Source organism: Corynebacterium sp. Marseille-Q4381 (genome assembly GCF_036881695.1).
Lineage (GTDB): Bacteria > Actinomycetota > Actinomycetes > Mycobacteriales > Mycobacteriaceae > Corynebacterium.
Map to the genome: position 1 here is coordinate 65444 of NZ_JBAJNR010000005.1, position 14550 is coordinate 79993.

General features: G+C 64.4%; 13 protein-coding genes. 6 read left to right on the forward strand and 7 right to left on the reverse strand.

Features of this window, described 5'->3' with window-relative positions:
- Positions 1 to 39: 39 nt before the first annotated feature.
- Positions 40 to 1002 carry a LytR C-terminal domain-containing protein gene (locus tag V6D40_RS05480; RefSeq protein ID WP_334289358.1) on the forward strand — a complete coding sequence of 321 codons (963 nt, stop codon included), beginning with the start codon at positions 40 to 42 and terminating at the stop codon, positions 1000 to 1002.
- Between the two features lie 29 nt (positions 1003 to 1031).
- On the forward strand, positions 1032 to 2162 hold the full coding sequence (locus V6D40_RS05485; RefSeq protein ID WP_334289359.1) for a glutamate--cysteine ligase: 1131 nt from the start codon (positions 1032 to 1034) through the stop codon (positions 2160 to 2162).
- Between the two features lie 317 nt (positions 2163 to 2479).
- Here V6D40_RS05485 and V6D40_RS05490 read toward each other — a convergent pair whose 3' ends face one another.
- The 7 genes from V6D40_RS05490 to V6D40_RS05520 form a co-directional block, all read right to left on the reverse strand.
- Entirely contained in the window at positions 2480 to 2875 is a 396-nt protein-coding gene (locus V6D40_RS05490; RefSeq protein ID WP_334289360.1) for a monovalent cation/H(+) antiporter subunit G, read from the reverse strand.
- Positions 2872 to 3150 carry a monovalent cation/H+ antiporter complex subunit F gene (locus V6D40_RS05495; protein WP_334289361.1) on the reverse strand — a complete coding sequence of 93 codons (279 nt, stop codon included), beginning with the start codon at positions 3148 to 3150 and terminating at the stop codon, positions 2872 to 2874. Before V6D40_RS05495 ends, V6D40_RS05490 begins: the two co-directional genes overlap by 4 nt.
- Entirely contained in the window at positions 3150 to 3665 is a 516-nt protein-coding gene (locus V6D40_RS05500) for a Na+/H+ antiporter subunit E (RefSeq protein ID WP_334289362.1), read from the reverse strand. The genes V6D40_RS05495 and V6D40_RS05500 overlap by 1 nt, the downstream gene beginning before the upstream one ends.
- On the reverse strand, positions 3665 to 5413 hold the full coding sequence (locus V6D40_RS05505) for a Na+/H+ antiporter subunit D (RefSeq protein WP_334289466.1): 1749 nt from the start codon (positions 5411 to 5413) through the stop codon (positions 3665 to 3667). Before V6D40_RS05505 ends, V6D40_RS05500 begins: the two co-directional genes overlap by 1 nt.
- Positions 5414 to 5447: 34 nt before the next feature.
- A complete protein-coding gene (locus tag V6D40_RS05510; protein WP_334289363.1) occupies positions 5448 to 5939 on the reverse strand; it encodes a Na(+)/H(+) antiporter subunit C in 492 nt (163 codons plus the stop codon).
- The gene (locus tag V6D40_RS05515) at positions 5940 to 8918 is read right to left on the reverse strand and encodes a Na+/H+ antiporter subunit A (protein WP_334289364.1); all 2979 of its coding nucleotides are present in this window, start codon (positions 8916 to 8918) and stop codon (positions 5940 to 5942) included. It lies immediately after the preceding gene.
- 165 nt (positions 8919 to 9083) lie between these two features.
- A complete protein-coding gene (locus V6D40_RS05520; RefSeq protein ID WP_334289365.1) occupies positions 9084 to 10433 on the reverse strand; it encodes a dipeptidase in 1350 nt (449 codons plus the stop codon).
- 197 nt (positions 10434 to 10630) lie between these two features.
- On the opposite strand from V6D40_RS05520, the gene groL reads away from it, so the two are divergent.
- The 4 genes from groL (at position 10631) to ppk2 (ending at position 14071) form a co-directional block, all read left to right on the forward strand.
- Complete coding sequence (gene groL / locus V6D40_RS05525; RefSeq protein ID WP_334289366.1) at positions 10631 to 12268, forward strand: chaperonin GroEL; 1638 nt, start codon at positions 10631 to 10633, stop codon at positions 12266 to 12268.
- Between the two features lie 421 nt (positions 12269 to 12689).
- On the forward strand, positions 12690 to 12866 hold the full coding sequence (locus V6D40_RS05530) for a hypothetical protein (protein ID WP_334289367.1): 177 nt from the start codon (positions 12690 to 12692) through the stop codon (positions 12864 to 12866).
- A 38-nt stretch (positions 12867 to 12904) separates the two neighbouring features.
- A complete protein-coding gene (locus tag V6D40_RS05535) occupies positions 12905 to 13033 on the forward strand; it encodes a hypothetical protein (RefSeq protein ID WP_334289368.1) in 129 nt (42 codons plus the stop codon).
- 138 nt (positions 13034 to 13171) lie between these two features.
- The gene (gene ppk2, locus V6D40_RS05540) at positions 13172 to 14071 is read left to right on the forward strand and encodes a polyphosphate kinase 2 (protein WP_334289369.1); all 900 of its coding nucleotides are present in this window, start codon (positions 13172 to 13174) and stop codon (positions 14069 to 14071) included.
- The last annotated feature ends 479 nt before the right edge of the window (positions 14072 to 14550 follow it).

Genomic DNA, 14550 nt, shown 5'->3' on the forward strand with positions numbered 1-14550 from the left:
ACAAACCCTCAAGGTGAAGTTGAGGGTAGTGTTGCGCGCGTGAGTAGCAGATACACCGGCAACGGCCCGAGCGACGACCGTGACTACACCCAGTACACCGACTACCCCGGCGACGATTACGCAGATTTCGAGGACGTCGTAGACGAGCAGCCGGAGTACGTCGAGCATGACGACTACGGAGATTACGCCGACTCCGCTGAGCCGGTGGAGGAGTACGCCGGTGCCCACCGCCGCCGCGACGCGGACGATTTTGAGGATGGTGTTGATGCCGGGCGTGAGTCCGCCGGCTCCACCGCCGCAGCCGCCGGCGGCGTGCCGAAGCGCGGCCTCGCCATGATCCTCATCGCCGTCGCAGCGCTGCTCCTACTCTGGGGCATCTTCGCGCTGACCCAGAAGGACGACGCAGGTAACGCGGGCGACTCCGGCGCGACCAGCACCGCTGTGACGACTGCCGCTTCGGACGCTGCCGGCGCCACCGCTGCAGACCAGGCCACCGCGACCGCGACGGCCACCGAGTTCGCCACCGCGACCGGCACCGTGATCCCGCCGGCGCCGTCGACCGTGCCGGGCGTGGACGAGGTCAACGACCCGAACAACCCGAACAACCCGGCAGCGCCTGCCGCTCCGGCCCCGGCGCCAGCCACGGACGGCGGCCCGCGCATCACCGAGCAGAACGCGCAGGTCTACGTCTACAACAACTCCCTGCGCAACGACGCCGCGACCAACACCGCCGCCGCCCTCAAGGCGGACTACAACGTGGCTAACCGCGACGACGCGCCCGAGCTGATGAACATGCCGGAGCAGACCTTCGGCACCTTCGGCCAGACCACGGTGCTCTACGACCCCCACGCTGACGGCGCCCGCGAAACTGCCGAAACCATCGCTCGCCAGGTCGGCGGCGTGGTCGTCCCGAACAACAACCTGCCCGCAGACGTCATCGACCTTCCGGCAGCCGTGAAGGGCAACCGTCAGGCCATCACTGTGGTCATCGCTGGTCAGTAACCGGAAGACTGCGAGTAAGCTGATCCCTCATGGATCCATTCCGCGATTTCGCCCGCTCACCCAACTCAACCCTCGGTGTCGAGTGGGAAATCTGCGTTATTGACCCAGTGACGCGCGACCTTGTGCCCCGCGCTGCCGAGGTCATCGACGAGGTGCACGCCCGCCACCCAGAGACCCGCCTCGAACGCGAGTTCCTCCAGAACACGATCGAGCTGGTCACCCCGATCTGCGCGAACACCTCCGAGGCCATCGCCGCGCTCACCCGCGACCTGGAAAACGTCCGCGGTGTCGCCGAGTCGAAGGGTCTGAAACTCTGGGCTGGCGGCGGCCACCCGTTCACTGACTTCCGCGAGCAGCCGCTGTCGCCGAAGAACACGTACGAGGAGATCATCAACCGCACCCAGTACTGGGGCCAGCAGATGCTGCTCTGGGGCGTGCACTGCCACGTGGGCGTCAGCCACGAGGACAAGGTCTGGCCGATCATCAACGCGGTGATGACGAAGTACCCGCACTTGCTCGCGATCTCCGCATCGAGCCCCGCGTGGGAAGGCCTCGACACCGGCTACGCCTCCAACCGCACCATGCTCTACCAGCAGCTTCCCACCGCCGGCATGCCGTACCAGTTCGGCAGCTGGGACGAGTGGGTCGCCTTCATGCGCGACCAGCAAACCTCCGGCGTGATCAACCACACCGGCTCCATGCACTTCGACGTCCGCCCCGCCGCCAAGTGGGGCACGATCGAGGTCCGCATCTCCGACGCCACGAGCAACCTCCGCGAACTCGCCGCCGTCGTTGCGCTCACACACTGCCTGGTTGTCTACTACGACCGCATGCTGGAAGCCGGCGAGCAGCTGCCCACTCTTCAGCCGTGGCACGTCGCCGAAAACAAGTGGCGCGGCGCCCGCTACGGCCTCGACGCCGAGGTCATCACCTCCCGCGCCACCGACGAGGCATGGGTGCGCGATGAGCTTTCGCTGCTTATCGACGCCCTCACCCCCACCGCCCGCGACCTCAACTGCGAGGCGGAGCTCAAGCTCGTCGAGGAGATCTTGGACCGCGGCGCCGGTTACCAGCGCCAGCGCGACCTCTTCCGCGAAACGGGCACTTGGCAGGCGGCGGTCGACGCGTCCGCGCGCGAACTCGTCGACTGGCGCCTCTAACCGCGGCGGTTCCTGGGGCAGCGGGGCCCAGATTCACCGATGTGTATAGCTACATGTGTATATCAACCCCGCGTCCTGCGGTTTTAGGGTTGTCCTACAACTGTAGCTATACACATCGGGGTTGATGGCGGGGAACCCAGGATGTGTGAGCACCTCGGCCCAGTCCTGTCGGGAGGGCGTCTGGAGGAGGGCGTCTGGAGGATGGCGGATATGCCCCCTCTTTTCGGTACTTCCGCCCTCCGCTATCCGCCCTCCGCCAGACGCCCCCGGGGAGCGAGGTGGCGCACCGGCCGGCTCAACCCGCCACCGCGAAACCCTTAAGTATCCTTCGCCGTTGGGTTGACGCGGCCCGGGTGGTAGGTCGCCGGGCGTTCATTCACCGCGAGCTCATCCTCTGGGCCGTACAGACCCTCGATGCGCGCGATGCGGCCGAGGCGCTGCGCGGTCACAGGGTTCGTCATCAGCGCAAAGATGACCAGCAGAATCATCATCCCGATGTCGCCCTGCTCGTGGGGGCCGAAGTCGGGGGCGCCGGTGAGGCGGATGATGGTGCCGATCATCATGAGCAGAAGCCCCGTGGTCTGCGGTTTGGTGATCGCGTGGACGCGCGCGAGCGTCGAGCCGAAGCGCACGGTGCCTACGGCGGCCGAGAACACCATAAACGCGCCGAGCAAGATGAAGAAGAGCGAGACGATGTCGGTCACAAGTGTCATAGCGAGCTGTCCCTCTTGCGGAAGCGGGCGACGGAAAGCGAGGCGATGAACCCGAGTAGCGCGATCACGATCATCACGTTGACCACGGTGGTGTCCAGCGTCCAGCAGATGTAGAGCGCAAGCGCGCACTGGAGGGAGGCGGTGATGGCGTCGTTGGCAAGCAGTCGGTCCATCGACGACGGGCCGACGATCACCCGCCACACCAAGATGGCGAAGCCTGCGGCCAACAACGCTGCCGCGATCGCGAGGAACGTGTTGTAGAGCGCGGGGTCCATTATTTTGGCCTACTTTCGAAGATGTCGATCATCTGGCGTTCGAGTTTGAGCACGTTGTTGATCTCGTTCTGGATGGATTCAGGCGAGCTGGCGTCGAGAATGTGGATCGTCCATTCGCGCTGTGCGATATCAATATCCGTCACCGTGCCGCCCGGCTGCAGGTTGTAGGCGCAGGTGGCCAGGTAGAGGACGAGCTCGGAGTCGACGCGCATCGGCACGCGCAGGATCGCGTTCCGTGGCGGTGCAGCTGGTCGAAGGGCCAGCCAGGCAACCTTTGCCGACGCTACGAGCAAGTCCCACAGCCACTCACCCATGAAGAGCACGAGCTTTCCCCACGCCACGCGATAGCCCTGCAGCGGCACCGGTGGCAGGGGAAGCGCGAGGACAATCAGCAGCGCGAGACCGATGCCCGCGATGACGTTGCCCCAGGTGATTTCGCCCATGAGCAGGATCCACATGACCGTCAGCCACACGATGAACGGCCAGCGCAGGCGGTGTTTCAAACCTTCAAGCATTAGTTCTCACCGCCGTTCTCAGCGTCGTCGGCGGCGGGGGCCGGCGCGCGCCCCGTCGTCACAGCAGTGGTGGCGTGGGTGCGACCCTCGCCGGTGGTGGTGCGGTGCTGTTGCGCGTCGCTGCCACCGCCTGATGTCGTCGGCGCGAGGAACTGCTCAGGCCGGCGTGTGGGGTTGTCCGTGTCGCCGCTCAGCACCGCGTCGCGGTAGATGGACTGGTCCTGGGCGGACTGGGCGGCGCGGTCGGTGATGTCGGAGATCGGGCCGGCCAGAAACGTGATGGAGACCGAGGCCGCCACCAGCAGCGCGGTGGACGCCAGCATGCCTGGCGGGATGCGGCCCGGGTCTTCGCGCTCGGTGATCGTGGTGGTGTTGTAGCGGTCGGCGAGTGTTGACGGCCGCTCCAACGCCACTTGGCCCTCCGGTGCGTCCTCGCGGTCGCGGAGGAAGGCCTTCGACCACACCAGCATCATCGCGTAGAGGGTCAGAAGGGAAGTGATGACGGCGCCCGCGATCAGCACCCAGGCGAGCCAGGTGCCGGATTCCGCGCCGGCCTCAATGAGCATGATCTTGCCCAGGAAGCCGGAGAACGGCGGGATGCCGCCCAGATTCAGCGCCGGGATCATGTACAGCGCGGCGACCAGCGGCGCGGTGTACATGAGCGAGCCGAGGCGGCGCAGCTGCGCGGAGCCGGCCTGGCGCTCCATTAGGCCAACGACCAAGAAGAGCGAGGTTTGCACGAGAATGTGGTGCACCGCGTAGAAGATCGCGCCGGACAGTCCCTGCACCGAGGCGAGCGCGATACCGAAGATCATGTAGCCGATGTGGCTGACCAGGGTGAACGACAACAGACGCTTGATGTCGTTCTGGGCGAGCGCGCCCATGATGCCGATGATCATGGTCAAAAGCGCGACCCACATCAGAAGCGTGTCCAGCGAGCCGTCGGTGAAGACCACCGTGCGCACGCGAATGATCGCGTACACGCCGACCTTGGTCAGAAGGCCGGCGAAGACGGCGGTGACAAGCGAGGCGGCGGTGGGGTAGGAGTCCGGCAGCCACGCGTCGAGCGGGAAGACCGCGGCCTTGATACCGAACGCAATCAGCAGCGTGGCGAAGATCGCGGCGCGGGTGCCGTCGGGGATCTCTTCCATGCGCACGCCTACCTGCGCCATGTTCACCGTGCCCACGGACGCGTAGATCATGCCGAGGGCAAAGAGGAAGATCATTGACGACGCCACCGAGACCATCACATACCCAATACCCGCACGCACGCGCCCCGGTGAGGCGCCGAGCGTGAGCAGGACGTAGGACGCGACGAGGAACACCTCGAAGCCCACGTAGAGGTTGAACAGGTCGCCGGCGAGGAAGGACAGGTTTACGCCCATGGTCAGAAGCATGTAAATGGGCAGGAACACGGCGACGGGGTCGTCATCGTCGCCGTCGCGAAGACCCTGCGACATGCCGTACCACATCACCCCGAATAGGACGAGGGATGAGACGAATAACATGATCGTCGACAAGCGGTCCGAAACCAGCGTAATGCCGACCGGTGCGTCCCAACCGCCCATCTGGACTGTCTGGATGCCGTGGACGTCGACAGTCACGATCATCGTCGCGGAGATGACGGCGAGGACCAACAGCGTGGACAGCGCGATGAAGCGCTGCAGTCGCAGGTGCCTGCCACTGATGAGGATCAGCGCGGCGGCGAGCGCGGGCAGGAGGATCGGCATGACCGTCAAGTACGGCATGTAGCCGATGGCGGTGTCCGCGACGTGGAGCAGATTATCCTTCACCGTCGGCCTCCTTCACGGGGTTCTCGAACGAGCGGGGGCCGAAGGCGTCGCCGGAGACGCTCAGACGGCCGGTCTCGGGGTCGTCGGAGGCGTCGTGGTCGGGCGCAGCCGAAGGGGTGGTGGGCCGCGAGGCGATCGCGCGGTCCTCCTCGTCGCGCTCGACAACGTCGTCGGTGCGGTAGCGGTACTGGCGGTACGCCAAAGACAGCATGAACCCAGTCAGCGCCATCGAGATAACGATGGCGGTCAGGATCATCGCTTGGGCCAGCGGGTCCGCCATTTGGGTGGCGGCCTCCGAGTCGCGGCCGAGGATCGGCGGGGAGCCGGCCTGGCCGCCGGACTGCAGCACCAAGAGGTTGGCGCCGTTGCCGATCAGCAGCACGCCCAAGATCATGCGCGTCATTGCGCGGTCCAGCATGAGGTAGACACCGCACGCGATGAGCACGCCGGAGCCGATGAGAAGAAACAGGTTGGCCTGCATTTAGTCGTTGCCCTCCTTGCGCGCGGCGATGCGCTCCTTGGCTCTGGTGAGGCGCGCCTCGCGCTGCTGGCGGCGGCGCAGGCGGTTCTTCTCCTGCATCTCGCGGGCCCGGTCGCGGGCGCGCTCCTTGCGGGCGTCGTCTTCGCGGTCGAGGTAGGCGCCCATGGAGGTGAGCACGTGCATGATCAGACCGATGACGATGAGGTAGACGCCGGCGTCGAAAATCAGCGCCGACGGCACGTCGAACTCGCCGATCAGCGGCAGCTCCAGCGAGATGTAGTTGCTCATCAGCGGCGGGTAGCCGAACAGCATCGGCGCCACCACCGCGACGGAGGAGATCAGGATGCCGGTGCCGAGGATCTTCGCCGGGTCGACGGGCAGCGCCTCCTCGATCTCGTACCGCCCCCCGGCTAGGTAGCGCAGGGTAAATGCGAGTGCCGCGACGAGGCCGCCGGCGAAGCCGCCGCCCGGCGCGTTGTGGCCCGAGAAGAAGAAGAACGCGGACAAGAGCATCATCGACGGGAAGAGGAGGCGGGTGGCAACGTCAACCATGATCGAGCGGTTTTGCTCGATTTCCGACGCCACCCCAGACGCCAGCCACCGCGGCTTGGTGGTGGACAGCGTCGGCCTTCTCGATTCCCGGCCGAACTTACCGGTGCCGAAGATCAGGCTGGCCACGCCGGTGGCGGCGATGACCAGCACGAGGGTCTCGCCGAAGGTGTCGGCCGCGCGCAAGTCAACGAGCAGGACGTTGACCGTGTTGCGGCCGTGGCCGATCTCGTACGCCAGCTCGGGCATGTTCTTAGAGATCGGCTCGGCGACGCGCGCGGACATCGCCGTCATGGCGACCACGACCACGGACAGGCCCGTGCCGATGGAGAGCCAAGCGCGCAGGCGGTTGTCCTCGTTGCGCGGCTCGATCTCGGTCGGCATTTTGCGCAGCACCAGCATGAACAGCACCATCACGATGGTCTCGACCAGTGCCTGGGTCAGTGCCAAGTCCGGCGCGCCGTGCAGGGCGAAGAGCATGGCCATTGAATAGCCGGTGAGCCCCACCATGACCACGGCCGAGAGGCGGTTGCGCTGCAACGTGGCGAAGACAGCCATGGCCACCATGAGCACGACCACGATGCCCTGCCAGACGTTGTCCCACACGATCATCTGGATCGAGTTGGAGGCGCCCAGGATGAGGTAGGCCAGCGGCACGATCATCAGCGTGGCGAAGATGACGGCCAAGTTGATCGTGAGCGAGCCGCGCTGCGTGGAGGCGGTGAGCTTCAACGAGATGTTGCGAAGCGCGTTGAGGAGGTTGTCCCAGACCACGTTGGCGTCGCCAAGAGCCGGGCGCTCGAGCTGCGCCTTTCGCACCAAGTCCCGCTGCCAGAACATAATGGTGCCTGCGGCGACGATGACCACGGTGAGGATGAGCGGGACGGTGACACCGTGCCACAGCGCGAGCTCTTCGGCCTCGGTCGCGGGGAAGCGCACGTCGAGGTACTCGTTGAACGCGTGAGAGAGGACCGTGGGCATGAGTCCGAAGCCGACGGTCAAAACCGCGAGCACGAGCGGGGAGAGCCACAGGGTGGGGCCGATGGGGTGCATCTCGCGCACCTCGTCGGTGAAGCCGTCCTCGTCGGTGTCCATGTCCGCGTAGCGCGGGCCGGTCTTGGTGGCGAACGCGCCCCAGAGGAAGTACAGGGTGTAGGCCATGGTGAGGATCGAGCCCACTACCAGGGCGACAAGGGTGATGCTGCCGGGCATGCCGTGCAGCAGCTCCTCGTGCAGGACCGCCGCAAGGGCAGCTTCCTTTGCGACGAAGCCGAACAGCGGAGGAATGCCCGCCATCGACGCAGCCGAGACGATGGCAATCGCGGCCACCAGCGGCTCCTTCTTGCCCAGGCCGGAGAGGTGGCGGATGTCGCGGGTGCCGGAGGTGTGGTCGATGGCGCCGACGACCATGAACAGCGCCGCCTTGAACATGGAGTGCGCGAACGTGATCGCCAGCCCGGCCATGGTCGCCTCGCGCGAGCCGATGCCGATCACCGCGGTGATGAAACCCAGCTGGGAGACCGTGCCGTAGGCGAGGATGAGCTTCAAGTCGCGCTGCTTCAGCGCCATCCAGCCGCCGAGCAGCATGGTGAAGCAGCCGGTGGTGATGACCACGAGGTGCCAGGTGGTGACGGCGGCCATGTCTGGGGCGAGGCGGGCAACCAAGTAAATGCCCGCCTTCACCATGGCGGCGGAGTGCAGGTAAGCGGAGACCGGGGTGGGGGCGGCCATCGCGCCGGGCAGCCAGAAGTGCCACGGCGCCTGGGCGGACTTGGTCAGCGCGCCGAGCATGATCAGCACGATCGCGGCGGAGATACCGGTGGTGCCCTCAAGGTCGGTGAACTGGGAGATCTCGGAGAGCTTCCAGATGTCGGTCTGGTGGCCGAGCAGGATGATGCCCACCAGCATGGCTAGGCCGCCGAACGTGGTGACCATGAGCGCCTGAAGAGCGGCGCGCCGGGAGCTGGCCCGTTCGCCGTAATAGGAGACGAGCAGGAAGGACAGGATGGACGTGAGTTCCCAGAACACGTACATGAGCAGGAAGTTGTCCGAGATCACCAGCCCGTACATGGTGGTGGCGAAAAGCGTGAGCTCGCAGGCGAACTTGGCCAGCCGCACGGGGTTCTCGTCGAAGTAGCCCCAGCAGTAGAACAGCACCAGCGCGCCGACGCCGAGGATGATCAGGCTGAACAGGCCGGCGAGCGCGTCGAGGCGGAACTCCAAGTTCAGGTGTGTTGACGGCATCCACGTGTAGGCGGCGACGATCTCGCCGCCGTCGGTGAACGCGCCGTTCACGAACAGCGAGACCATCCAAATAAAGCCGCCGAGCGGAACCAGCGCGATCAGCGCGAACGCCCAGCGGCCTAAAACTCTAAGCAGGATTGGCGCGGCGACGGTGGCGGCGGTGAGCGCAATAAGCAGAGTCAACACGTCCGGTGGCCCTCCTTCTTGCGTAGTCGGTCGGGTGAAAATCGACGCAATGAGGTAGCGCAGCCGATGTGTGACACTTTACCCATAAGAAGGTGTCGCGTCATTAACCCTTTTTGACCTGCGTGCTTGTGCCTGTCTTAGGTTTTGTTTAGTTGAAGTGGTTAACTACTTGCCGTAGCGGGAGAGGAACGTAGCCTCCGCAACCGCGACGTTTTCGATCTCGGTCGGGTCGACGGACTCGTCTACGCCGTGGATGCCGCACTGCGGCTCTTCGACGCCGAAGACGACGATCTCCGCGTCCGGAAACGTCTCCTGCAGTGTGACGGTCAGCGGGATGGAGCCGCCGCCGCCGACGACGGCGAGGTCGGACTTGCCGTACGCCTCCTTCAAGCACTGGCCGAGCAGCTGAACGGCCTCGCCGTCCGGGTTGGTGGCGAACGGCTTGTTCACGGCGCTGATGGCGACGTCCACCTTCGCGCCCCACGGGGTGTGGGCGAGGATGTGCTGCTCTACCTTGGCGGCAATCTCGCCCGCGTCCGCGCCGGCGGGCACGCGCAGGTTCAGCTGCGCCTCGGCGCGGGGGTTGACGGCGTTGACGGCCTCGGCGACCGGGGTGGAGGTGAACCCGATCATGGTGAGCGCGGGGCGCGACCACACCATGTCGGCCGGCTCGTCGTCCACGGTGCCGAGCAGCTGCACGCCGTCGAGGACGCCCGCGTCTGCGCGGAATTCCTCGCGGGTGTACGGGTCGCCCTCCCACTTGGCGGTTGCGTCGACGCCGTCGATGGTGGTGCGGCCGTGCTCGTCGAAAAGCGAGTCGATGATGCGAACCAACGCGTGCGCCGCGTCCGGGGCAGCGCCGCCGAAGGAGCCGGAGTGGATGGCGCCGGACAGCGTCTCGACGGTCACGTTGATCTGAGCGCCGCCGCGAAGCGAAGTGGTGAGCGTGGGCACGCCGACGGCGGCGTTGCCGGAGTCGGCGATCAGGATGACGTCGGCCGTGAAGAGGTCCGGGTCGGCTTCAATGAGCTTGACCAGGCCGTCGAGGCCGCCGAGCTCCTCGGAGCCCTCGACGACGACCTTCAGGCCGAGGTCGGTGCCACCGGCAGCCTCGAGCAGCCGCAGGGCCTCGAGGTGCATCGCAAGGTTGCCCTTGCAGTCTGCGGCGCCGCGACCGTACCAGCGCCCGTCGCGCTCGGTCAGCGTGAACGGATCGGAAGTCCACGCCTCCGGGTTGTTCGCGGGCACGACGTCGTAGTGGGAGTAGAGGAGGACCGTGGGGGCGTCGTCAAGCGGTGCCTTGTAGCCGATCACCGTATCGGCGTCGTCCACCGTCGGGTGGCGCGCGACGTCCAGCCCGGCGGCCTCGAGGGCGTTAACCACCCACTGGCAGGCGGCCTCGTGCTGGTCGGCCACTGCCGGGGTGGAGTGGACGGAGTTGAAGGAGACCAGCGCGGACAGGTCGGCGAAAATCCGCTCGCGGTCGGGAGTTCCAATTGCGTGTGCAGTGCTCATGGACCCGAAGCTACCACCGCGCCACAACAGGCCCGGCTCCTTGCACTTGAGGTGGGCGAGTGCTAAAAATGGGGGCTAGCACTCGGACGATGTGAGTGCTAAATGACATCTCAGGCAGGTGGGCTGCGCTAGACCGACAGCCGTGCCGTCGCGGGCGCCTGCTTTAGAAAACAAAACGAACTGAGGCATCAACTCACATGGCAAAGATGATTGCATTCGACGAGGAAGCACGCCGCAGCCTCGAGAACGGTCTGAACACCCTGGCAGACGCCGTGCGCGTCACCCTTGGCCCCAAGGGCCGCAACGTGGTCCTGGAGAAGTCCTGGGGCGCACCGACCATTACTAACGACGGTGTGACCATTGCCAAGGAGATCGAGCTCGAGGATCCGTACGAGAAGATCGGCGCCGAGCTGGTCAAGGAAGTGGCCAAGAAGACCGACGACATCGCGGGCGACGGCACCACCACCGCTACCGTGCTGGCACAGGCGCTCGTGCGCGAGGGTCTGCGCAACGTGGCAGCCGGCTCCAACCCGATGGGCATCAAGCGCGGCATCCAGGCCGCCACCGACAAGGTGTCGAAGTACCTGCTGGACAACGCCAAGGAGGTTGAGACCCAGGAGGAGATCGCTTCGACCGCGGGCATCTCCGCTGGCGATCCGGAGATTGGTAAGAAGATCGCCGAGGCGATGTACGCCGTGGGCAACGGCTCCGTGAACAAGGAGTCCGTCATCACCGTCGAGGAGTCCAACACCTTCGGCGTTGACCTCGAGGTCACCGAGGGCATGCGCTTTGACAAGGGCTTCATCTCCGCATACTTCGCCACCGACATGGAGCGCGGCGAGGCTGTACTCGAGGACCCGTACATCCTGCTGGTCTCCGGCAAGATCTCCAACGTCAAGGAGCTCGTGCCGGTGCTGGAGCAGGTCATGCAGTCGGGCAAGCCACTGCTGATCGTCGCCGAGGACGTCGAGGGCGAGGCGCTGTCCACCCTCGTTGTGAACAAGATCCGCGGCACCTTTAAGTCTGTCGCCGTGAAGGCTCCGGGCTTCGGCGACCGCCGCAAGGCCATGCTGCAGGATCTGGCCATCCTCACCGGCGGCCAGGTCATTTCCGAGGAGGTCGGTCTGTCGCTGGAGACCGCCGGCATCGAGCTGCTCGGCCAGGCACGCAAGGTTGTGGTGACCAAGGACGAAACCACCATCGTCCAGGGCGCCGGCGACCAGGAGCAGATCGAGGGCCGCGTGCGCCAGATCCGCGCCGAGATCGAGAACTCCGATTCCGACTACGACCGCGAGAAGCTGAACGAGCGCCTGGCCAAGCTGGCGGGCGGCGTTGCAGTGATCAAGGTGGGTGCCGCCACCGAGGTCGAGCTCAAAGAGCAGAAGATGCGCATTGAGGACGCCGTGCGCAACGCCAAGGCCGCCGTGGAGGAGGGCATCGTCGCTGGCGGCGGCGTCGCGCTGCTGCAGGCTGCGAAGGAGCTCGAGGGTGAGCTTGGCCTGGACGGCGACGAGGCCACCGGCGTGAAGATCGTCCGCGAGGCGCTGTCGGCTCCGCTGAAGCAGATCGCGCTGAACGCTGGCCTCGAGCCGGGCGTGGTTGCCAACAAGGTTGCCAACCTTCCGGACGGCGAAGGCCTGAACGCCGCAACCGGCGAGTACGTGAACATGATGGAGGCTGGCATCAACGACCCGGCCAAGGTCACCCGTTCCGCGCTCCAGAACGCCGCGTCCATCGCTGGCCTGTTCCTGACCACCGAGGCAGTGGTTGCCGACAAGCCGGAGCCGGCTGGCGCTAATGCCGGTATGGATCCGGAAGCCATGGGCATGATGTAAACTTCGCCCACGCTCAGGCCCGCTTTACGCGGGCCTTTCGCGTTTTTAAGGCAGAGGCAGCTGCTTGACGACGCCCACCCCAGCTAGCCCACCCCCAAATTGGGGAACGCCCGCCGATGTAGTGGGGCATAGGTATCGGGACCAGCATGTCGATGCGTTACGCCCCGATTCGGGATGTAAACTCTCTTTTACTTTCGGCTCAGCATCTGCCCTGCTAGATAACCAGCTCGGCACAAAGTTAAAGATTGGTGAACAGAAGCTGTCTGTCCGCGCGTTGGTGTGCGAGCGATTTCGAAAACGAACAGCGCTTGCGTTTCTCTTGCTACGTGGCATAATTCTCTACGTGATGCCCCGCGAGGGTGTCAGTACATTGTCAAGTTTTTGCCAGGCACCAGCTGGCACAACCTCTTAAGGGGAAGACATGGATCAGCAGCTGATCAAGGACACCATCAAGGTTCTCAAGGACTTCGGCAAGTTCTGGACCGAGCTCTACAAGATCACCGACGGTCTGCCGTCGCTGGTCAACAAGTGGAACTCTTGGGACGCCAAGAGCGACTGGGATGCCACCAAGGCCGTTTTCACCGGCTCCTCCAAGTAAATCGTAAACTCACCTGATTCCCACATAGGAGAAAAATAATGGACAACTTCGTTAACGGCTGGGTTGCTCTTTCTAGCCAGTCCACCATCACCGGCCAGATCCTCTACTCCATGAAGGCTCTGGGCGACATGGCTAAGGCCCTTGCTGAGCTTCTTAGCTTGGTCTAAAGCAAACACCTGCTTTCCGACACGGCCCCTCCGCTTCGGCGGACGGGCCGTTTTGTTTTTTCTTTCGTGATACATCGGGCCAAGGCGCGTGAGTCCTACGACGCGCAGGGGTGCAAGGTACCGCGTAGAATTTACGGTATGGCTGACCACAAAGACGACGAACTGCCGATGATCGACCTCGCCGAAACCGAGGGCTGGGTTGTCGATGATACCGACGAGGATGATCCGGTCCTGCTGATGCCGGACGGCACGCCTATTCAGACTTGGCGCGAGCAGTACCCGTACGACGAGCGGATGGGGCGCGACGAGTATGAGGAGCAGAAGCGCGCGCTCCAGATCGAGCTGCTGAAGTGGCAGAACTGGACGAAGGATACTGGTCAGCGTCACATTATTCTGTTTGAGGGTCGCGATGCCGCTGGTAAGGGTGGCACGATTAAGCGCTTTAACGAACACTTGAACCCTCGTGGTGCGCGGATTGTGGCGTTGGAGAAGCCGTCGCCAAGAGAAAGCACCTCTTGGTACTTCCAGCGTTACATTGAGCACTTCCCTGCGGCAGGGGAGATCGTCTTTTTCGACCGTTCTTGGTACAACCGCTCCGGTGTGGAGCGCGTCATGGGTTTCTGCACCGAGTCGCAGCATGCCGAGTTCCTGCGCGAGGTGCCGATGCTGGAAAACATGATCCTCGGCTCCGGCATTTCCCTGACCAAGTTCTGGTTCTCGGTGACGCCGAGGGAGCAGCGCACGCGCTTCGCGATTCGCCAGGTTGACCCGGTTCGCCAGTGGAAGCTGTCGCCGATGGACCTTGCTTCGTTGGACAAGTGGGACGATTACACGCGCGCGAAAGAAGAGACGTTCCGCTACACGGACACGGACGAGTCGCCGTGGATCACGATTAAGTCCAACGACAAGAAGCGCGCTCGTCTGAACGCGATGCGCTACATCCTGAGCAAGTTCGAGTACACCAACAAGGATCACGATGTGGTCGGCGAGCCGGATCCGAAGATTGTGAAGCGCGGCCGGGACCAGATCGGGGATTAATAGGCAATCTCTTTAGTTTGTGATTACGGCCGCGAGCATGGCGGCGCTACCGGACGGAAGTCGGTGGCGCCGCCTTCGTTTTGTCATGGAGCTGTGGGTTAGGTAGCGCTTTTCAGGTGACGGGTGTCTGAGATGCTGTCAGATCGCTGAGTTACGCGCGTTGAGAACGAGCAGTTGCGGGCGCGTGCAGGATAGTGCACGGGGAACGGCCCCGCGGGCCGGGGTACTTCGTTCGAACACGCGCGGCCGGGGTGAGCGAGCTGTTCTTGCAGCTAGTTCCTTTGCTGCCCCCGTCTGCTATCGAAAGCCCCTCTCGAACATCTATGTGGATGTGCGCTAAACAGCAAATTGATGCCCGTGTGACGGTTGTGATTGTTGAGTTTAGGGGTTACGGTGGGTCTAACCCTGAAGTACAGGTACAGACTTGCTGTGCGCCGGTCGTTATCTTGCTTTAGGATCCACTTGCCTTTCACCTGTCA